The sequence below is a fragment of the Comamonas thiooxydans genome, assembly GCF_000964545.1.
GTDB classification, from domain to species: Bacteria; Pseudomonadota; Gammaproteobacteria; order Burkholderiales; family Burkholderiaceae_C; genus Comamonas; species Comamonas thiooxydans.
On the sequence record NZ_BBVD01000018.1, the window covers coordinates 65796 to 86993 of the forward strand.

Here is a 21198-nt window from a genome sequence, read left to right on the forward strand (position 1 = left end):
TTTCACGCGCAGTGCGGTCTAGGAGGCTGGAACATGGATCTGGCCAAATCTGCCGCTGTTGAAGTCTGTGACGGCCATGCGAATTTCCTCCTCGCTATTCATCACAAACGGGCCATATCCAACAATGGGCTCCGCGATCGGTATCCCGCTGAGAACAAGCAACGAGCTGTCGTTGTTCGCCTCCAGCAACACCTGCGTACCGTCCACACTCAGATGTGCCACCTGGTCGGTACGAACAGCATCCCGGCCATTGATCAGCACCGAGCCATGCAGCATCACCACAGCCAGTGTGTGCCCTTCCGGCATATGCAGCATTGCGGACTTGCCAGCTGTCATCCGTACATCCCAGACATTGATGGGCGTATGGGTGCGTGCCGGGCCTGTATGTCCCTGATGGTTTCCGGCAATGACTCGCACTCGCCCGGCATTGCTGGGAAGTGGGACATCGGGAATTTCTGCATTGGTGATCGACTGATAACCTGGCTCGACCATCTTGTCGCTGGATGGCAGATTGACCCATAACTGGACCATGTGGAAGGGGCCGCCACTCTCGGCATAGGCAGATGAATGGAATTCCTCATGCAGGATGCCACTAGCAGCGGTCATCCACTGCACGTCGCCGGGGCCGATGACGCCACCTGCCCCCGTGAAATCACGATGCTCGACCTCACCCTCGTAGACGATTGTTACCGTCTCAAATCCACGATGCGGATGTTGACCCACACCCCTACGTTTGCTGGTAGGCGCGAAGTTGTATGGACCTGCATGGTCCAGCAGTAGAAAAGGACTCAGCTGGGTTCCGTGCTGACTGTAGTGAAACAGAGAGCGCACAGGGACCCCATCGCCGACCCAGTGCTGCTGAGGTGCGCTGTAGATTCCTTGAATGGTCTTTTGCATTTACTTCTCCTGAAGTGCGCAAGAACGTAGGACTTGCGAACGAGTTAGAAGTAACTGTAGAGACGCACACGAGCGCTGAATAGCCTGGAATTCTTGCCACCAGCGTTCATTAATTGGAACGATAGTGCATCGTCCCTTTTGAGCTGGTCCTGGACGTCATGCCTGCTTGATTTGTGCCTGCAAGGCAGTGAACTCCACGCCAAGAAAGTCAAGCAGCAACCTTACCGAAGGCAGCAGCCCACGGCGAGACGGGAATACGGCGTGAACGATGCCTGCACGAGGCTTCCAGCCGGGCATGACGTCGACCAGGCGCCCGTTACGCAAATCATCCAGGATCATCATGGCCGGCAACTGCACTACGCCAACGCCATGCAAAGCCGCCTGAAGCAAGGCAATACGGTCTTCGCAAACCATACGAGGCTGGTAATGCACCTCTGCCGTTGCGCCTTGTGGCCCCTGCAACTGCCAAATTTCACTACGTTGCAGCCGACCGTCGCCCAGGCTTGGCCACTGCGAAAGATCCGCCAGTTGAGGCATCCCGCCCATTGCGCTCACAAGCCTGGGGCTAGCCACCAAAAATTGCGTGCTCTCACCTAAAGTCTTCATTACCAACTCGCTGTCTTCGAGCGGCGGGAAACGTACACGCAGAGCCAGGTCCAGTCCCTCACGGATCACATCTACCCGGCGGTTTGTGCTGTCCACCTGAAGTTGAACACGTGGATGCTGCACCATGAAGCGCGCCAACATGTCACCGACTTGGTAGTCCAGCAGCGCCAGCGGGCAACTTAGACGCACGATGCCTTGAGGATCCTCGTGGGTACGATCAATGACTTCCTGCGCAAACTCCGCCTCCACCAGCATTGCCTGACAGCGCTGGTAATACTCTTGGCCAATATCCGTCACAGCAAAGCGCCGACTTGAACGCTGCAGCAGTCGCACGCCCAAAGACTCCTCAAGCAGAGCAATACGGCGGCTGAGTTTGGACTTGGGCATACCCAGAGCTCTGCCTGCCGGAGCAAAACCACCATAGTCCACTACCTGGACGAAGTAGTACAAATCATTGAGGTCGCGCATGGGTGGTGACGAAGCAGAGAACCACGGCAAATCTGCCGCACATGATGATTCCGCATTGTGGCGCATCATCAAATCCAGCAGACAACATGAACTTACCTAGCAGTTCTGTGAAACGGTCTGCAGTCGCACACAAGTGCGTGGACATCGCTCCAGGCCTGGGCATGGGCGGTGGGTATGTGCTGCGGCTGCTGAATTAGGTTGCGCAGAGCAGATAGCCGGACTCGCGCCCCTGTCTGCCGTTGTGATGCACGACACCCAGCCTGCTCAGCTGGGCCACCACCTGCATGACGGTTCCCACACTGACAGGAGTCCCCCGAAGGTATAGCTGGCGATATATCTCATCTCTGCTCAGAGCGTGGGGAGCAGAACTCAGCAGGACTTGAAGCACGCCAATTCTGGCGACGGTTGGACGCAGACCTGCTGCCCTCAACCGTTGCATTACGCTTACGCTCTTCAACTCTCGGGCCCTTCCGGCAATCGTCTCCAACCTCCTCCCAAGGCTCTGTAAAGCGCGATGCTCGCCTGAAGGCGCTCCTGTCGTATTTGAACTGCCTGGTCTCGGCTCTGATAGGCCACACGCTGCGCATCCAGCAAGGTCTGCAGGTTGTCCGCCCCGGCTTTGTAGCGGCTTTCCGCCAGCGAAAGAGCCCTCTGGGCCTGAGCCACTTCCTCCGCCTGAACCAGCGCCTGTCTTTCTGCGCCGTCAACTGCATTCAATGCAGTTTGAACATCATTGAAGGCTTGCAGAATGGCTTTGCGGTAGCCGATCACAAGCTCCTGCTTTTGCGCTGCAGCCAGCTCCCGATTCGAAGCAAGTCGCCCTGCATCAAAGATCGGAGCCAAAATTCCCGCTGCCAGAGAAGACAGGGGATTCTCCAGCAGCCTGCTGAGCTTTTCGCTCTCGGAGCTCAGGCCCGCGGTCAGCGTCACGCGGGGCAGCATGGCTGCTCTGGCAGCGGCAAGATTCGCATCCGCCGCAAGCAATTGAGCCTCCGCTTTCGCCACATCCGGCCTGCGTGTTATCAGATCCGCGGGCGTACCCTGGCGAACGCCTGGAATCGCCAGATTCGAAAGACTGGTCTCGCTCACAAGATCCATAGTCCATTGCCCTGACAACAGTGCCAGCACCGCGTGCGCATCTGCAATCTGTTTTCGGAGCAAAGCCACAACACGCTGCTGTGCAGCAACCTGGCCACGCTGCTGAGCCAGTTCCACGGAGGTCGCTGCACCATAACGGGCTCTGGACTCGACCAGCTTCAAGAGCCGCTCGGAAATCTCCAGATTGAGCTGGGCAATCGCGGCGCGCTCGCGCAAGCCCACACACTGGAGCCAGGCCTGGGCGACTGAGGCAGTGACCGTCAACCTCACGGTCTCACGGTCAAACACGCTGGCCTGCCTGTTGGACTCTGCGGCGTCTCTCAAAGCACGCTGGCGCCCCCAGAAGTCCAGCTCGTAGCTACTCGACAGACCCACTCGCCAAGTGCTGGCGTCTCTTTCCATATGACTGTTCATCGCTGCAGATCTTGTGGCCCCGAAATCTGCATTCAAATCAGGCACCAGGGCCGCACGTGCATAAGCTGCCCGGGCATCCGCCTGCTGCACTCTCGCGACGGCAGCCGCCACATCCAGACTTTGATTCCTGGCTTGCTCAACCAGCGCGCTGAGCTCCGGGCTGCCAAAACTGTGCCACCAACTGGCGCTGACTTGTTCGTTTTCTGCTCCCTGCTCCTGCGCCCAGGCATGAGGAATATCGAGAGACATTCCCCGGGTCTCGTCACTGGATTGCGTTGTCGCGCATCCAGCCAGAGCAAGAGCCGCCAGCACTGCGTTCCATTTGTACATGCCTACTCTCCCGCCAATGCTCGCACGGGCTCCAGACGCGCCGCCGTCCTGGCAGGCATGAAGCCAAACACCAGACCGGTGAGCACCGCACAGGCAAATGCCCCCAGCATGGCTTTCATCGAAAAAATCACAGGCACGCCCGAGACAAGAAGTGTCATTCCGATGCCCAGCCCTGCAAGCAGACCGACACCCCCACCCACAATGGTCACCATGCTGGCTTCCGTAAGGAACTGGCGCAGGATGTCATGCTGGCGAGCCCCAACCGCCATGCGAATGCCGATCTCCCTGGTGCGCTCGCGTACCGTCATCAGCATCACGTTCATGACTCCGATGCCTCCGACCACCAGTGAAACTGCCGCAATCAGCCCCAGCATCACGGCCATGCTCTGGCGTGTTGCTGCTTCGGCCTGAATGCGGGCTGCTGCATTGCCGATTCCGAAGTCTTCCCGCCCCCCGTGGCGCGCCAGCAAAAGACCGCGGATGGACTGCTCGGCCTCGTGAACCTGCTCCGAGGAGCTGGCCTCCACGACCACGTAATCGGGCTGTGTCTGCGCCTGATAGACCCTGGCGCGCCCCGACTGATAGGGAATGAAGACCATGTCGTCATAGTCCTGAGCGCCAGAGTCAGCCCCACGCTCGCTCATGACACCGATGACTTCGAACGCCGAGTTCCCGATGATCAGCTGCAGCCCCAGGGGATTGGCCACCTCCGGGAAAAAATGCTGGTGCGCCTTGTGGCCTATCACCACCAGCGGAGCCAGATCGCGGTCTTCCACATCGGTGAAGTAGCGGCCCTGAGCAACGCGCCAATGGTGAACCAGCGGCATCTCCTCGCTGGCCGCAAACACATAGACCTGCTTGTCGGCCTTGCCATAGCGCACCGTGACAGGGTCCCCAATGACGGGCATTACTCTGCGTATCGCCGGCAACTCCCGCATGGCGGCCAGATCGTCGTCGGTGATCTGGCCCGCAGGTCCGCCGCTGGCCGGCGGCTTGCTGCCCATATAGAGAATGGCTGTTCCCATGGTGCCCATCTGCTCGACCACTTTGCGCCGTGCGCCCTCGCCTATGGCCAGCATGACGATCACCGAGGCCACGCCGATCACGATGCCCAGCAAGGTCAGGCTGGTGCGCACCCGGTTCATGCGCATGCCGCGCCAGGCACTGCGTGCAGCTTCGGAAATCTCAGCCACCCAGGATATTGCCGATGTTGCGGTGTTGCGCTGCGGGGTCAATGGAGGAACCTCTGCGCGGCTCTGAATGCCATCGGGAGCACTGTCATTGACGACACGTCCATCGCTGATTTCGATGACACGCCTTGCCTGAGCCGCAACTTCGCGGTCATGCGTGATCACGATGATGGTGTGTCCCGCATCGGCCAGCTCGCGCAGCAAAGCCATCACCTCGGCGCCGCTATGCGAGTCAAGCGCCCCGGTGGGTTCGTCGGCCAAAATGATGTGGCCGCCATTCATCAACGCCCGCGCAATGGACACACGCTGCTGCTGACCGCCCGATAGCTGATTGGGACGATTTCCCAGACGCGACCCCAGCCCCAGGCGCTCGAGCAGGAGCTGGGCTCTTTGCACCCGCTGCTCCTTGGCCAGGCCTGCATAAATCGCAGGCATCTGCACATTCTCCGAGGCACTTTCACTGGGAATCAGGTGATAGCCCTGAAACACGAAGCCGAAGGCTTCACGACGCAACCAGGCCAGGGCGTCCGAGTCCAGCTGGGATACGTCCTTCCCTTGAAACCGATAGCAACCTTCGCTCGGTTTATCAAGGCAGCCCAGGATATTCATCAAGGTGGACTTGCCCGAACCGGAGCTGCCGACGACGGCCACATACTCACCCGCGCGAATATCCAGATCAATGCCGTGCAACACGGTCACCGAGGGCTGGTCGCCCACTCCGCCATAGTGCTTGCGAATGCCGCGCAGCGAAATCAGCGGAACCTGCTCCATCGCACTCACCATTGCAGCCACCGCAGGCCGCCGGGAATCAGGGTTTCGCCGACGATGACCCGCTCGCCTTCGGTCACACCATCGAGCACCTGCACCTGATGGCGACTTCGTACTCCGAGCTTCACGTTTCGCTGCTCGGGCTTCCGCTTGGCTGTCAGCACCCGAACGCTCTGCGATTGCTGATCTTTCTCAGACTGAAGAGCTGTCAATGGAACCGTCAAGGCCTGCTCGGCGCTACCGGTCACAAAGACCACCTGGGCCGTCATCTGCGGCAGCAGTTCCGCATCCTTGTTATCCACGTCGAACAATGCCGTATAGGTCACGGCCTTGGTGGCCGCCGCAGGTGTCGCCGCATTGCCCGCGGCGGGGGCAACGCTGGCCGGCGGCGCAGGCAGCACCTGCCGCACTCGGCTGTTCCACCTACGCGCCTGTTCCTGACCTGCACTGCCCAGAGTCGTGAAATAAACGGGCATGTCCGCTCTCACACGCCGCACGTCGGCTTCCGACACATCGGTCCAGACCGTCATGGCCGTGAGATCGGCAATGCGCAAAATATTCGGCGTCTGATAGGTGGCATTCAGAGTCTGGCCTTCACGCGCATCGACGGATACCACCGTGCCGGACATCGGCGCATAGATGCGGGTATATCCCAGACGTGCTTCGTCAGCCTTGAGGCTGGCCTGTGTTTGCTGCATCTGAGCCTTGAGATGGTCGATGCGCGCCGCAGCCCCGGCAACCTGGGCCTCGGCGATCTGCACATCCTCCTGCCTTGTGGCCTCTTCGGCGGCCAGTTGCTGCTGTCGTTTCAGCTGCTGGCCAGCCAGTTTCAGCTGTGCCTGCTGCTCCGCGATCTGGGCCCGCAGGCTCGCCAGCGATGCTCTTCCTGCATCCACTGTGGCGCGCTGCACGCTGGGGTCGATCTCCACCAGCAATGCACCTTTCTCGACCCTGGCCCCAGGACTGACCAGCAAACGGGTGATCTGCCCTGAAACCTGAGCCCCCACATCCACATAGGTTCTGGGCTGCAAAGTACCGATGGCAGTGACGGTGGACTCCACATCGCCGCGCTGCACCGCAACACTTTGGTACTCGACCCTGGGTCGACTCCCCCACCACAAGGTAATACCTCCGGCACAGACCAGCAGCAGCCCGAGGCTGCCCCAGCGTTTGATTTGTCCCACCGTCATGAACGTTGCACTTTCCAGAAAACAATTCGCAGTCGCTGCTGAAACCCATGGCCACGGCATGAATTGGAGCGATTGAAGATCAGAAGCCTTGCGCGCTTCAAGGGTTCCGTCACCAAAGGCAGCTGACGCCCCCCAGCAGCGCCGTCACGGCGGCTGCCACAGCCAGGTATCGAGCCGACCAGGAAAGCCCCGCGACCGTCGCGAGAGCCCCCAGACCCCAGAAGCCCAGCACGAGCACGCTGCCAACCGATGCACTCCACCCACGCATGGCAGGCAGGCAGACGGTCAGCAAAAGCAATGCTCCCAGCACACGCAGCGCCATACGATGCGCTGTCGGCACCTCGTCCAGAGATGTCAATTGCGCGTAATGGCGGTCCATGGCAAAAGCGAGAGCCGTCATGCCCCCCATCGAAAGAGCAAAGGCCTGCAAGGATGACTGCCACAAAGTCATGACAGGCTCCCTTGCTTCGCTGCACTTGCGTCCGCAGCCACAGGCAGGCCTTTCGACAATTCACGAGCCATTTGCTTTCGCGCAGGCTTCAAGCCCGATGTCTTGCGCATCCAGGCCCAGGCACCAGCCGCCGCCACTCCGACAGCAACGGCAAAAAGTTCCACCCCCGCGCCCTCCCAGTCACCATCGAGAAGGTATGCAGCAAGTTGATCTCCAGTCGTCACGAGATTCAGCAAAGGCAACAGGAGACAAAGCACAGCCAGTGCTGCCATCTGATCACGCCATGCCAGTGGAGGCGACCTCAGCAGCGCATGTATGAGAGCCAGAATCCACAGCGCAAAAAACACCACCAATTCCCATCTGGAGCGTTGCGAAATCTCGACAGGCAGCAAACGATTGGCCCACAAAAATCCCACACAGGCTATGCCCAGTCCCACGATGGCCGCCACATTCGCGGCTTCAATCATTCGGTAGACCGTGGATGTGCTGGAGCCAAACTCCCCCTGATGCTTGCCCCGTCGTTTGACCATGAAGAGAATCGCTCCAGTGGCCATCATGGCGCTTCCGGCCAGCCCGCAAATGAAGTACATCCACTTCAGCGGCAGCCCGCCATAAGTCGCCATATGCAGCCCGCCGATCACCGATTGCGTGAGTGATGCCGCACCGCCATCCACACCTCCTGGCAAGCGCAACTGCTGCAACTCTCCAGTGGCGGCCGAGAACATGGCCATGCCGCTGCTGGGGCTGAGACGCTTGCTCAGATCGTCGGCGTCATTCCATCCATAGATGCCGATGCGTGCAGCCGCATCGCCCGGGTAATCAATCACCACCGCGCGCACCGGTTGCCCGATCAAGGCCTGCCCGCGCAGCACGAAGGACTCCAGATCCGGTACGGACATGGCCTGGCCCGAACGCTGCGGCTTGCCCGGTTCATTCAGCGCCACCTGGAAAGACTTGACGGCTTCGGCACCGGTACCAAAGTAGGCTGCAATACCGGCAGGCATGAAGGTCGAGCAAGATATGGCGATGCCTGTATAGGCGATCATGAACTGGAAAGGCAAAGTCAGCACCGCCACGGCGTTGTGCATGTCCAGCCAGCTTCTCTGCCCTTTGCGGGCACGGAAGGTGAAGAAGTCCTTGAAGATTCGTCTATGGGTAATCACTCCGCTGACCAGCGCCACCAGCATGGCAAGCGCAGCGATGCCCACGATCCAGAGACCGAGCTGACCCGCGTGCAGCTGATAGTGGAAATCCACAAAATGATGACCGCCCAATGTCTGGCGCACCCTGGGAACTTCGGAAGCATCCACGGTATTTCCGGACGCAGGATCCAGCTGGGCCGCCGCATACTGGCCGTCGCCATCGAACCAGTAGACGCGCAAGTCCCCGCCTCCTTTGGCGTCCGCAGGCCACAGCTCCCACATGTCCGCCCCCGGGTGCTGCCTCTGCATATATGCCATGCCCCACTGCAGACGCTGGCTCATAGAAGACGCCGTCTCCCGCTCAGAGCCTGCCTGCAGGGCCTCGGCCTGCTCATGCGCATGATGCTCCGGGGTCATCCAGTGGGTGATTGGCTCCTCGAAGACGGCCAGGGTACCCGTCAGAAAAACGGCATACAGCAGCCAGGAGAACCACAGGCCGCACCAGGTATGCAGCCATGCCTGAGCCTGACGGAAGCTGCCTTTGCCCGCGCCCGATTCCTTCTTTGCCGGCTGCATCAGCGTCCTTTCAGCAAGATCAAGGCAGCAGTGGCTGCAAGCATGGCGAGAATCAGAATGAGCAGCACGCCCCAGATCCGACGCGGCGATGCCGAGCTGAAGGCACCAATCACCACAGCCACGTACCACAGCCAACTGGACTGCATGCCACCCACCATGGTCTCGAGTCGGGCTTGACTCATCGCACCACATAAAACCACCCAGGCACTGGAGACGGCATAGCCTCCCAGCACTGCAGCAGCCAGACGCGATCCCAGTCCCCAGTCAGAGCGCAGCCCATCAGATTGCGACATTTCTACACCCCGTCAGAAACGGCCCTTGAGAGACACGGTAACGGTACGCTTTTCGCCGTAGAAGTTGCCGTAGCCTGCATAACCAACCGTGCTGTAGTAGGTCTTGTCGAACAGGTTGCCGACATTCACGGCTACGCTCCAGTCCTTGTTGAACGCATAGGCAGCACGTGCCGACCAGACCGCATAGCCCGGGGAAGTGAAGTTGTAAGGTGTCCAGGCTCCGTCATAACGGCCCGTTGCCGGGTTGTAAGCGCTGATGCCCGAAGCCCGGTAGTTCGAGCTCTGAGCCACCACACCGCCGCCCACGCTCCAGCCGCGCAAATCGCCGCTCAAGCGATAGTCCGCCCAGGCCTTGAACAGATGGCGCGGCGTGACCGTGCTGAACTGCGCGCTGTCCTTGCGTCTGTCTTCGTTGCTGTTGTAGGTATAGCCCACCGCCAGTTGGAGATTGGGGGTGATTCGTCCCGTCATCTCCAGATCGATGCCCTGGCTCAGCTTGAAGCCGTCGCGGAAATAGCAGCAACCGCCGCGCCAATCGGTCTGGGGGTAAGCGGGGTCGTAAACGGCTTCGCCTTTTTTATCGGTACGAAACAATGCCGCACTGGCGATCAGATGGGGAGTCAGCTCGCTTTTGACGCCCAGCTCGTAGGTACGGCCACGCACAGGATCCAGAGGCGTCCCTGGCAGCGGTGCAGAAAATTTTCCGGCCTGAGACTGATAGATCTCGGCGGTGCTGAAATACAGATTGGTGGACTTGGTCAGCTCATGCATCAACCCCATATAGGGTACAAAGACATTCGACTCCCGGCTGCTGGCTGTGAGAGCTCCGTTCATGTCGTGCTGGGTATTGCGATCCTGCAGCACATAGCGTCCGCCAAGCACCACGGACCAACGCTCCACGGGACGCAAGCGCAGCGAGCCATAGAGGCCGCTTTTTTGCGTCTTGCCCTGCGAGCCGCTGGTCCAGTCACCGAGCGGATAGCCCGGATCCTGCGGTGGAATCCGGTTGAAGACGTCGGCCGGCCCCACTCTGGGCCACAGGCTTCGGTTGGTATTGCTGTTGCGGTGCTGATCCAGACCCAGGATCACATCATGGCTCTGACCCAAGGCATCAAAGCTGCCCTGCAAATTGATGTCGAAGCTGGTTTCACGCTCGCGTGACTTGGCTTGATGAATCCACCAGTCCGCCCCCTGCAACGTGATGGGATCCGGCGAACTTTCGATCTCCGCGCCATTCACGCCCTCATTGAAGCGGGTGTGTCTGAGCTGGGTCTTGAGCAGCCAGTCGTTGCCCAGCTGCTGCTCGAGCTTGGCAAAGACCGTGGTGTTTTCACGATTGATCCAGTTCCAGGGGGCGCCAAAGTTGGTATTGCGCGCAAAGCCGATATCGCTGCCGTCCGCATAGCGCGGCAGGCTGGCATTGAAGCCCGTATTTCTATCTTTCTGATAGCTGGCACCCAATGTGGCAACTGTGCTGGACGTCAGGTCCATCTCCAGCGCCCCATACAGCATCTGCCGCTTGAGCTTGGATGGGGCTGCCATTTCCTTGCGGTCATGGTTCACGGCCACGAAACGGCCACGCAGGGTTCCGCTTTCGTTCAGCGCCCCCGTGGTGTCGAGCTCAGCGCGATAGTTGCTCATGGTTCCGCCCGAAAGCAGAACCTGCGTCTGACGCTTGGCCTGGGGCCGCTTGTAGGTGAAGTTCAGAACTCCGCCCGCCTCGCCCGCGCCGAACAGACCGTCGGCCCCGCGCAGAACGCTGACGCTGTCGAACTGCGCCATGTCCAGACTGCGGCTGCCTGAACGAGAGGAGCTGGCAGCACCGCCATCGAACCGGAAGTTGGTGATGTTCATGCCTCGGGACAGATAGGTGGTGTCCAGCCAGGTCTCTTCGCGCGTGATCCCGGTGGTGTACTTCATCACATCATCGAGCGTGCGCATGGCCTGATCGTCCATGCGCTGGCGCGTCACCACCGTCACCGACTGCGGAACCTCGCGCAAAGACTGCGCCGCCTTGCCGACCTCCACTCCAGCGGCTACATAGGAGTCGCTTGACTCCCCATATACATTGGGAATGGCCTTTTCCTGCACCGTCACTTCCGCAAGTGTCGAGGCTGCGTCCTCTTGTGCATGGCTGACACCGGGCAGCAGGCAGAGCACACTGACGGCTACAGCCGTGGTGTGAAGACGAAATGGCAAAGCCCCGGCTACGGGGCAAAACGAGTGTTCCAGCATGAGCGTACAAAAACAAACCTGAGGGTTCTCTTCAGGCAGGGGAATGCCGAAGTACCAATGACGCTGTGGCTGGAACGGAAAGACCGTATACGGGCTGGCAGCAAAGAAGCAGAACGAGAATCAATCTCAATTTCATTTCCGCGCGGATTGTAAAGCCCAGGTAAAAAAATTGCCACTGTTTTGTAAATAGATAGCGCAGCACTTGGCACTGCGCCGTACCAAGTGCTGCTGAATCGCTGCTCATCGCCTGGGTTGACGCCATTCACACAAAGGCATCGGGCCCGCTCCAGCAAAGCCGCGGGCGGTTTGGCGGTACATCTGCGCTCCCGCCGGGTCAGAGTGAAAGCGTCCCTGGGAAACCTGGAATTTCCATGCCGGATCTTGAGCCACTTCGGGCTTTATGGCGCACTCATTGCATAGACATCGGTCAATGGCTGCAGAAAATCCTGTGTGCAGGTTTTCTCCTGGGACCCAGGCGCAGCCTTGAAGAAAAAGAAAAAGCCCCGGCTGCATAAACAGACGGGGCTTTTATATATCTTGGCAGGGGAAGAAGGATTCGAACCTTCGCATGCTGGAATCAAAATCCAGTGCCTTAACCAGCTTGGCGACTCCCCTAAAGAGATAGCGATTATAGCCCGGTTTTCCCCGGGTTTCAAAGAACACCCATTGCCAAACAAAATCACGGTCAGCGAATCAATGCTTTGATCGGAAGCATTCAACACTTGCCAATGCCTTTCGCCGCACCGAATCGACTTGTTTCTGGCCACCCACGTTTTCTGAGTCATGTGCCTGAGGCCCGGGCTTGCGGGCCATGCGGCGGAGCAGTTCGCCCCCCTCTTTGCCGTCTCTTCCTGCAGACCTCCATGCACTCTTGAATCGGGCTCGATGCACGATGCTCTTCCAATGAACTAGGCTACCGAAGTGGCTTTGTTCCCTCCTCAGCAAATTGGCAATGGCTCGCCCATGCAGAGCCCTTGCCGTAGCAAGTGCATCGATCAATCAAGCATGACCTTGGCCTCAAGAATGATCGGCCCCACAGGGCAGTTTCAGCGGCGACGGTGGCGCTGGTGCAGCCCATCAGGTCGGGGATGCCTCGCTCGGCAAACATTGATACATCGGACACAGCCACAAAGGCCCCAGGTCGGCCGTGCAGTAGCAAAGGTGCAGCCCCCGCCCCTCACAGCGAGAGAGGGGGCGCCGAACAAAGGCAAGCGACCTAAGGGAAGCGAGCTCGGCCGCTCATGGTGAACAACGACTATGGGTTGCGCTGCAGATAGTCCACGGCCAGCGCGGCCAGCGAACGTGCACCGGTGGGCAGTTGCTTCTCGTCGATGTCGAACAGCGGCGAGTGGTTGGGCGCTGCCTTGGTGAAGTCCTGGCCTGCCGGCGGCGCACCCAGGAAGTAGAAGAATCCCGGCACCACTTTCTGGAACTCCGAGAAGTCCTCGGAACCGCTGACCTTGGGAATCACCATGGCCTTGCCGCCCAGGGCCAGCTTGAGCGCGGGCAGCGAAGCCTCGGTCAGTGCAGCCGGATTGGTGGTGACCGGATAGGCCACGGGGCCGAAGCGCACCTTGGCCTTGGCGCCGCTGGAGGCCGCGATCTGCTCGGCCGTGGCCGTGATTCGCTTGTGCGCTTCCTGACGCATGTCTTCGTCAAAGGTGCGCAGCGTGCCCTGCATCTCGACATTGTCGGGAATGATGTTGTAGCGCGTGCCGCCCTGGATGGAACCAATGGTCAGCACGGCCGGCTCCAGGCTGATGTTGAGCTGGCGGCTGACCACTGTCTGCAGGCCCAGCACCACCTGGCTGGCCGCGACGATGGGATCGACCGCACTCCACGGCGACGAGCCATGGCCGCCCCGGCCCTCAACCTGAATGTTCAGGTTGTCCGAGCCCGCCATCAGCGGCCCGCTGCGGTAGCCCACCATGCCCGAGGGAAGATTGGCCGTGATGTGCAGGCCGTAGATGGCCTGCACATCCTTGAGCACGCCGGCCTCCACCATGGCCTTGGCACCGAAACTGGGTACATGGCCATGGGCATCGGCCTCCACTGGAGCGCCTTCCTCGGCCGGCTGGAAGATGAACTTCACCGTGCCCGGCAGCCTGGTGCGCATGCCTGCCAGCGCCTCGGCTGCGCCCATGAGCATGGCCACGTGGGCATCGTGCCCGCAGGCATGCATGACCGAGACCTGCTTGCCCATGTACTGTGACTTGGCCTTGGAGGCAAAGGGCAGGCCCGTCTTCTCGGCCACGGGCAGTGCATCCATATCGGCGCGCAGGGCCACTGTCTTGCCCGGCCGGCCGCCGCGCAGCACCCCCACCACGCCTGTGCCGCCCACGCCGGTCTGCACCTCCATGCCCAGGCGGCGCAGGTGATCGGCCACCAGTTTCGCCGTGCGTTCCTCCTGGCCCGACAGTTCGGGATGCTGGTGAATGTCGCGACGCCACTCCACCATCTTGGGCGCCAGCGGCTCAATGGCGGCATCCAGCGCCGCCAGAGCCTGGGCATCCAGCCCCTGCGCGCTGGCTGCCAGCGGCAGGCCGCAGGCCAGCAAGCCGGCCAGCGCAATGCGGCGCAGGCCTGTGCGGGGTGGTGTGGAAAGCTTTGTCTCGGACTGTTTGTGAAGCATCTTCGTGACCCTGAAAAATGGCACAAGCAGTCATGCTAAAAGTGAATCGCCTGTGACAGACACGGCAAAATCGCCATTCGAGGAGTCAGAAACGCCATGCCCCGGACCTTCGTCATCGAGCTGCCCTGCCTGGAGCACAGCGCCACAGGCCACGCCGCGCATCTCGTGGAGATGCTGCGCAGCGCCAACCTCGTTGCCGGCCTGCGCCTGGGCCGGCGCGCACCGCGCTTTGGCTGGCGCTGGGTCGATGGCAGGGGCCGGCCCCTGCCGGCCATGCCGCACACGGCCGAAGGCGCACTGGCCGAAGGTCCGGTACATGCCGTCTTCGCAAGCGCGCTGCACTGCCCGGACATTCCATCCATCCGCGACATCGTCGCCGCGCATCCGGACTTCACGCAGCGCATCGCCACAGCCTTCGACCAGGGCCTGACCGTGTGTACGCTGGGCAGCGGCGCCTGGTTCGCGGCCGCCAGCGGGCGCTGCGAGGGCCGCCGTGTGGCCCTTCCCTGGTATTTCATGGGCGGATTCGGACTGGACTTTGCCGGCATAGAACTTGCCGAGGGCCAACCCTTTGTGGACGACAGGCCCTGGCTCAGCGCCTCCCACGCCGAAGCCCTGGTACCCCTGGCTCTGGCGCTCACGCGCCATGCCTTCGGCGACGACCTGGCCGAGGCGCTGGCCGCCGTTGTGCAGCCCGACCCCCAGCGCGAACGCGCCACGCGCGCCGCCATGCAGGATCGCCGCATTCCCGCCACGCGGACCAGCGTGCTAGCCCATGCCATAGCCTGGCTGGAGACGCGCGTGGAGCAGCCCTATGACCTGCGGTCGCTGGCGGACGCGGTATCGGCCAGCCCGCGCACCCTGCTGCGCCACTTCCAGCAGGAGTTGGGGCACAGCCCGCTCGATCACCTGCACCGCCTGCGCTGCGCACGGGCTCGGGTGCTGCTGGAGATCACGCTGGAGAGCGTGCCCTCCGTGGCGCTGGCCTGCGGATATGAGGATGCCTCGGCGTTCCGGCGGGTGTTCGCCCGGTATGTGGGAATGACGCCCGCGGCCTATCGAAAAAGGCATGCATTGAGGGCTCCGAGGAGGCGGTGGCGCGTCGCCGCCAGCGAGATTGTGCGGCCTTGACGGCACCGCAAGCTGGCGTAGATCTCATCTGACTGTCGCGGGCTTGTTCGGCAGGGGTTGCCACGATGCAGCCATCTCTACTTCGCACCGTAGGCCAATGAGGAGATCCCCCTGCATTCACCTCACCCGCAAGCCGCGCCATTTCTCTTGAGGCCTGTGTCGCTCCCTGCCGGGGACAAACCAGGCCAGCAAGCCTAGTCCAGCGTCACCTTGGCCTCACGGATCACTTTCCCCCATTTGGCTGTTTCAGCGGCAATGAAGCGATCGCACTCCTCCGGTGTCGAACCTTCTGCAAACGTACCCATGGTCTGCTGCATGCGCTGCGAAATCTCAGGACTGCGAATGATGCGAGCGACTTCGGCGGACATGCGCTGCACGATCTCCTTGGGCACTCCTGCCGGTGCAATCATTGCTGCCCAGGTGCTGCCCATCAGGTCGGGGATGCCTTGCTCGGCAAATGTCGGTACATCGGGCAAAACCGCCAGTCGCTTTTCGCTGGCCACGCCAATCAGACGAATGCGACCGGCCTTGGCAGGCTGGATCAGATTGGGCGGAGGATCGAGGAACAGCGGGATCTGACCACCCATGAGGTCGGTCAGTGCCGGTGCGGCCCCCTTGTAGGGCACATGAGTCATATCCGTCTTGGTCAGCAGCTTCATCAACTCGGTTGTCAGATGCGCGCTGGAGCCGCTTCCCGAGGAACCAAAGCTGACCTTGCCAGGATGTGCCTTGGCATAGGCAATCAGCTCCCGCGTGGTCTTGAACGGAGCATTGTTGGATACTGCTGCAACCAGAGGCGAGATCCCCATCAGAGACACGCCGACCAGATCCTTGCCGGGGTTGTAGGGCAGCTTGGGATACAGCGTGGTGTTGGCCGCATAAGCGGCAATCACCACGCCGAACGTGTAGCCATCAGGTGCAGACTTTGCCACCTGATCCACACCGATGAGACTGTTCGCACCAGGCTTGTTTTCGATGACGATGGGCTGGCCCAGCGCTTTCTGCAAACCCACTTGCAGCAGACGTGCCATCTGATCGGTGAAGCCGCCCGCCGTGTAGGGGACGACGATGCGTATGGGCTTGGAGGGCCAGGGGCTCTGGGCCCAGGACGAGGGTACCAGCATGGCGGCGCCGGCTGCGGCGCTCGATTGAAGAAAGCTGCGGCGAGATGTCGAAGGCATGAATGTCTCTTGGTTCTTGCAAGGATAAAGCGCCGCGCGGCAGCGCGACAGGGAAAGGGAAATACGTCTCAGTATCCGCGGGCCACGTCCACCAGGTTGAGCAAGGGCTCGCCCGCACGCAGGCGGCGCAGATTCTCCAGGCACTGGCGGGCCACGGTGTCGGCTGAAGCCTGAGCCGCGATATGCGGAGTGACAAAGGCCTTGGGGTGCCCCCACACCTTGTTGCTGGGCTGGGGCGGTTCCTCGCGCAGCACGTCCAGCGCGGCGCCGGCCAGATGGCCTTCGTCGAGCAGAGCCAGCAGTTCATCCTCGACCACTTGCTCGCCGCGCCCCACATTGATGAAATAGGCGCCGCGCGGCAGCAGGGAGAGCGTGCGGCGGTTCAGCAGATCGCGCGTCTCGTGCGTAAGCGGCAAGGCGCAGACCAGAATGTCGCTGCCCGACAGCAGTTGCTGCAGACCCTCGGCACCGCTGTGGGTGGTCAGGCCGGCAATGTTCTTGGCGCTGCGGCTCCAGCCCGCGACAGGATAGCCCACGGCCTGCATGGCAGTAGCCACGAAGCGACCGACCTCGCCCAGACCCAGAATGCCCACGCGGCAGTCGGCGCTGGCGCGCACGGGGCGGCGCAGCCAGTCACCCGCCTGCTGCTGGCGCGCGAACAGATCCAGCTCGCGCGTATGGCGCAGCGCGGTGCCGACCACATACTGGGCGATCTCCACATGCTGCTGCGGATCGACGGTGCGCGCCACGGGCAGGCCAGCCGGCAGATCGGGCACGGCCAGCAGCTTGTCCACACCGGCACTGGGTGCGCACAGCAGCTTGAGTTGCGGATAGGCCGGCAGCACGCCGGGCTTGAGGCTCCAGGCGAGCATGGCTTCGACTTTGGTGGCAGGCGCCTCGTCGCGGTGGGCCCAGACGCGCAGATCGGGTGCCAGCGCACGCAGCGACTCGACGATGGGCGTGCCCATGCTGGGGTGGATGTTGACCAGAATTCCCATGGTTTCCTTCAGTCCTTGTAAGACGGATCGATGCGATCCAGACGGCGCAACAAGCCCGGCCAGGCCAGGCCCGCGCCCTTGCCCTTGGTGACCTGACGCGACTGGTTGACCGCGTCGGCAATGATGGGCTGCGGGATACGCGTCAGCTCGCTGCCGCCCGACTGCGCGAGGATCTGGATGCGGCAGGCCGACTCCAGCGTGTACATGGCCAGCACGGCCTCGGCCACGCTACGGCCGCAGGTGAGCAGCCCGTGGTTGCGCAGGATGAGGAAGTTGCTCGCACCCAGATCGTCCACCAGACGCGGCTTCTCGTCATCGCGCAGAGCCACGCCCTCGTAGTCGTGATAGGCCAGACGCACCAGCGGGAAGATGGACTGCTGCGAGATGGGCAGCAGTCCATCCTTTTGCGCCGACACGGCCACGCCGTAGCGAGTGTGCGTGTGCAGCACACACTGCACCTCGGGCCGGCCGTCGTGGATGGCGCTGTGGATGACAAAACCGGCGGGGTTGACGTCGTACTCGGCCTCCATCAACGGCTGGCCTTCGTGATCGACCTTGACCAGGCTGGACGCGGTGATCTCGTCGAACAGCATGCCGTAGGGATTGATCAGGAACTGGCCGGGCTGGCCCGGCACGCGTGCCGAGATGTGGGTGAAGATCAGGTCGTCCCAGCCGAAGTGGGCGACCAGCCGGTAGGCGGCAGCCAGTTCGACGCGAGTCTGCCATTCCTCGGGCGTCACCTGGCGGCGGACTTCGGACATCGTGGTGTCATGGCTCATGGGATATGTCTCGTGATGGGCATCGTGAAATGGAAGACAGGCTCAGTGCTCCGCAGCGTACTGGTCGCGCAGCTCGCGCTTGAGAACCTTGCCGATGGCACTGCGCGGCAGCTCGGCGATGAAGCGCAGGTCGGCCAGACGCTGGGTCTTGCCGGCCTGCTGGTTGTACCAGCCCATGATCTCCTCCGGCCGGGCCGGCTGGCCCGTGCGCGACACCACATAGGCCACGGGCGTCTCTCCCCATTGCTCGGAGGGCACGCCGACCACGGCCACGTCGTCCACGGCCGGATGCGCGCGCAGTTGGGCCTCCAGGTCGCTGGGATAGATGTTGAAGCCGCCGCTGATGATCATGTCCTTGCGGCGGTCGAACAGGGTCAGAAAGCCGTCGACATCGAAGCGGCCCACATCGCCCGTACGGATGAAGCGCTTGCCAGTGCCATCGAACCATTCGGCCTCGCGCGTCTTGGCGGGCTGGCCGTGGTAGCCGCTCATCATGCTGGCCGAATGGCCCACGACCTCGCCGTCCGCGCCGGGAGCGACCTCGCAGCCCTCCTCGTCGATGAGGCGGATGTCATGGCCTTCGGCGGGCTTGCCCACGGTATGCAGCTTGTCCGGGTACAGATGGGCTTCGAGGATGCAGGTGCCCCCGCCTTCGGTCATGCCATAGAACTCGGTCAGGCTGCCGGGCCAGCGTGCCACCACATCGGCCTTGAGTTCTGCGCGAAACGGTGCGCTGGTGCAGAACTTGGCCTGAAAGCTCGACAGGTCATGCTCGCCGAACTGCGGCAGCGCCATGATGCGCTGGTACTGCACGGGCACCAGCATGGTGTGGGTGACGAGGTGCTGCTGGGCCAGTTGCAAATAGCGCCCCGCGTCGAACTTGGGCATGAGCACCACGCAGCCACCGCTGCCCAGCGTGGGGAAGAACACCACCAGCGTGGTGTTGGAGTACAGCGGCGTGGCCACCAGCGTCGTGCCCTCGGGGCCGTAGCCGTAGACGCCGCCCCGGTTGATATGGGTCCAGCGCATGCCGTGCGACTGCACGATGCCCTTGGGAGTCCCCGTGGTGCCCGAGGAATAGATGATGTTGAACGGTGCCTCGGGCGCAAGGCTCACGGCAGCGGGCTGCGCGCCTTCGGGCGCCAGCCAGTCCTCGAAGGCACGGCCCGGCGCCACGCCGTCAAGCGAAATGCATTGCAGTCCGGTGTCTGCGGGCACCAGGTCCTGGGCCGCCTTGTCGAGGAACAGATGGCGTGCCTGGGCATCGCGCAACATGGAAGCCAGGCTCTCGGCCGTGGAGGATGGCGCCAGCGGCGCGACCACCACGCCCGCGCGCAGGGCTCCCAGGAACAGAGCTGCATAGCGCACGGAATTCAGCGCGCAGATGGCGATGGCCTGGCCGGGCTGCACACCTTCGCGCTGCAAGGCTGCGGCCACGCGGTCCATGAGGGCGTCGAGCTGGGCGTAGCTCAGCGTCTGCTGGTCGTCGCGCAGCGCGGTATGGCCAGGCTGCTGGCGCGCATGGCTGCGGATCAGCGCAGCCAGCGTGGTGAAGGGTGCATCGGGTGAAGGCAGGGAAACAGTCATGAGGGGCTCCGTTTCAGGAATTCACGAATCTCAAGCGGACTGCACCTACAGGCCCCACGGCCCTGCGGGCGCATTGGAGGACAGGCCTATTTGGCAGCCAGGCCCAGGCGGTCGATCAGGACCTTGTCCTTGGCGTAGGCCTCGCGCACCCATTGCGCATAGTCGGCACCCGAGCGGTACCAGGCGTCCTGGTTGAGCTGCCTGAGCACCTCGACATGGCGCGGATCGTCCATGGCCTTCTTGAAGGCGTCGTGCAGCTTGCGCACCACGGCCGGGTCCATGCCCTTGGGCCCCGCCAGACCGTAGGGCGAGGTGGAGACCACGCCATAGCCCAGCTCCTTGGCCGTGGGCACGTCGGGCCAGCGCTGGGTGCGCTTTTCACCGAAGGTCATGAGCAGACGCATCTGGCCGCCATTCACATAGGTGTCCCAGCCCGAGGCATCGCTTTGCGCGGCCACATGACCGCCCAGCAGGGCCTGCTGCAGGTCGGCATTGCCCTTGAAAGGCACATGATTGAGAGTGACCTTGGCGTTCTCGGCCAGCTCCTCCATCAGCAGATGCGGCGAGGAACCTATGCCCGTGGAACCGTATTCGATCTTGCCGGGAGTCTTGCGCGCGGCGGCGATGTACTCGTTGAAGCTTTTGTAGGGCGAATCCGAGCGCACCGTGAAACCGAAGGTATAGCCCGAGACGCCGATGATGTAGCTGAAGTCCGTGACCGGGTTCCAGGCGGTCTTTTGCATATGCGCCATGCGCAGCATGGACATGGGGAACTGGGTGATGGTGTAGCCATCTGACTTGGCGGTGCGCGCCATGGTGCCGGGGCCCAGCGTGCCGCCCGCGCCAGGCTTGTTCTCGACGATGATGGGCTGGCCCAGGTGCTTGCCTGCGATGTCGGCCAGCGTACGCATATGGCGGTCTGTGGGGCCGCCGGCCGGGAACGGCACGATCAGCGTGACCGGTCGCGCGGGATAGTCGCCGGACTGTGCCCAGGCTGATGCACCGGTGCCTGCGGCAGTCACAAAGGCGGCTGCGGCGAGCACCAGGCTGCGTCGGTCAAGGGAAATCTGCATGTCTTGTCTCCTGAATCTCTGAACCAGGTGGGGCCGGGGCACATCCTTGTGTGCCGCTCTGACCATGGCCCGGACAACGTTGTCCGGGCCGTTGACACCGCCTTGTTGCGGGGTGCCATGGCAAGGCTTAGATCGCCTTCACCAGCTCCGGCACTGCCT

The 21198-nt window shown here is 62.1% G+C and carries 17 protein-coding genes and 1 tRNA gene; 1 reads left to right on the forward strand and 17 read right to left on the reverse strand.

The genetic code is table 11. From position 1 onward, the window contains the following. Positions 1-18: 18 nt before the first annotated feature. The 12 genes from Cth01_RS21490 to Cth01_RS21545 form a co-directional block, all read right to left on the reverse strand. Complete coding sequence (locus tag Cth01_RS21490; RefSeq protein WP_045840362.1) at positions 19-897, reverse strand: pirin family protein; 879 nt, start codon at positions 895-897, stop codon at positions 19-21. Between the two features lie 156 nt (positions 898-1053). Beyond that, positions 1054-1971: a LysR family transcriptional regulator gene (locus tag Cth01_RS21495; RefSeq protein ID WP_045840363.1), complete on the reverse strand. Its 918-nt coding sequence runs from the start codon at positions 1969-1971 to the stop codon at positions 1054-1056. A 193-nt stretch (positions 1972-2164) separates the two neighbouring features. After that, complete coding sequence (locus Cth01_RS24525; protein WP_034359593.1) at positions 2165-2410, reverse strand: transcriptional repressor; 246 nt, start codon at positions 2408-2410, stop codon at positions 2165-2167. Between the two features lie 14 nt (positions 2411-2424). Beyond that, entirely contained in the window at positions 2425-3813 is a 1389-nt protein-coding gene (locus Cth01_RS21505) for an efflux transporter outer membrane subunit (RefSeq protein ID WP_045840364.1), read from the reverse strand. Between the two features lie 2 nt (positions 3814-3815). Beyond that, positions 3816-5774, reverse strand: coding sequence for an ABC transporter permease (locus Cth01_RS21510; RefSeq protein WP_282955770.1), 1959 nt, complete (start codon positions 5772-5774; stop codon positions 3816-3818). Positions 5775-5779: 5 nt separating this feature from the next. Further along, positions 5780-6961, reverse strand: a complete 1182-nt coding sequence (locus Cth01_RS21515) for an efflux RND transporter periplasmic adaptor subunit (protein WP_045840366.1) — start codon at positions 6959-6961, stop codon at positions 5780-5782. 109 nt (positions 6962-7070) lie between these two features. Continuing rightward, positions 7071-7412: a DUF3325 domain-containing protein gene (locus Cth01_RS21520; RefSeq protein WP_045840367.1), complete on the reverse strand. Its 342-nt coding sequence runs from the start codon at positions 7410-7412 to the stop codon at positions 7071-7073. Continuing rightward, positions 7409-9130: a PepSY-associated TM helix domain-containing protein gene (locus Cth01_RS21525; RefSeq protein WP_045840368.1), complete on the reverse strand. Its 1722-nt coding sequence runs from the start codon at positions 9128-9130 to the stop codon at positions 7409-7411. Before Cth01_RS21525 ends, Cth01_RS21520 begins: the two co-directional genes overlap by 4 nt. Next, positions 9130-9423, reverse strand: coding sequence for a hypothetical protein (locus Cth01_RS21530; protein ID WP_045840369.1), 294 nt, complete (start codon positions 9421-9423; stop codon positions 9130-9132). Before Cth01_RS21530 ends, Cth01_RS21525 begins: the two co-directional genes overlap by 1 nt. Positions 9424-9435: 12 nt before the next feature. Continuing rightward, positions 9436-11622, reverse strand: coding sequence for a TonB-dependent siderophore receptor (locus tag Cth01_RS21535; protein ID WP_233425255.1), 2187 nt, complete (start codon positions 11620-11622; stop codon positions 9436-9438). Positions 11623-12196: 574 nt separating this feature from the next. Continuing rightward, positions 12197-12273: transfer RNA gene (locus Cth01_RS21540), tRNA-Gln, on the reverse strand. A gap of 640 nt (positions 12274-12913) precedes the next feature. After that, positions 12914-14290 (reverse strand): amidohydrolase, encoded by a 1377-nt coding sequence (locus tag Cth01_RS21545; RefSeq protein WP_034382523.1) that lies wholly within the window; start codon positions 14288-14290, stop codon positions 12914-12916. 96 nt (positions 14291-14386) lie between these two features. On the opposite strand from Cth01_RS21545, the gene Cth01_RS21550 reads away from it, so the two are divergent. Continuing rightward, positions 14387-15421 carry a GlxA family transcriptional regulator gene (locus Cth01_RS21550; RefSeq protein ID WP_034382524.1) on the forward strand — a complete coding sequence of 345 codons (1035 nt, stop codon included), beginning with the start codon at positions 14387-14389 and terminating at the stop codon, positions 15419-15421. Between the two features lie 194 nt (positions 15422-15615). Here Cth01_RS21550 and Cth01_RS21555 read toward each other — a convergent pair whose 3' ends face one another. The 5 genes from Cth01_RS21555 to Cth01_RS21575 form a co-directional block, all read right to left on the reverse strand. Next, the gene (locus Cth01_RS21555; RefSeq protein ID WP_045840371.1) at positions 15616-16602 is read right to left on the reverse strand and encodes a Bug family tripartite tricarboxylate transporter substrate binding protein; all 987 of its coding nucleotides are present in this window, start codon (positions 16600-16602) and stop codon (positions 15616-15618) included. Positions 16603-16670: 68 nt separating this feature from the next. Continuing rightward, positions 16671-17600 (reverse strand): 2-hydroxyacid dehydrogenase, encoded by a 930-nt coding sequence (locus tag Cth01_RS21560; protein WP_045840372.1) that lies wholly within the window; start codon positions 17598-17600, stop codon positions 16671-16673. An 8-nt stretch (positions 17601-17608) separates the two neighbouring features. Then, the gene (locus Cth01_RS21565; RefSeq protein WP_045840373.1) at positions 17609-18379 is read right to left on the reverse strand and encodes a class II aldolase/adducin family protein; all 771 of its coding nucleotides are present in this window, start codon (positions 18377-18379) and stop codon (positions 17609-17611) included. 42 nt (positions 18380-18421) lie between these two features. Then, positions 18422-19966, reverse strand: a complete 1545-nt coding sequence (locus Cth01_RS21570; RefSeq protein WP_045840374.1) for a class I adenylate-forming enzyme family protein — start codon at positions 19964-19966, stop codon at positions 18422-18424. 86 nt (positions 19967-20052) lie between these two features. After that, positions 20053-21039: a tripartite tricarboxylate transporter substrate binding protein gene (locus tag Cth01_RS21575; protein WP_045840375.1), complete on the reverse strand. Its 987-nt coding sequence runs from the start codon at positions 21037-21039 to the stop codon at positions 20053-20055. Between the last annotated feature and the right edge of the window lie 159 nt (positions 21040-21198).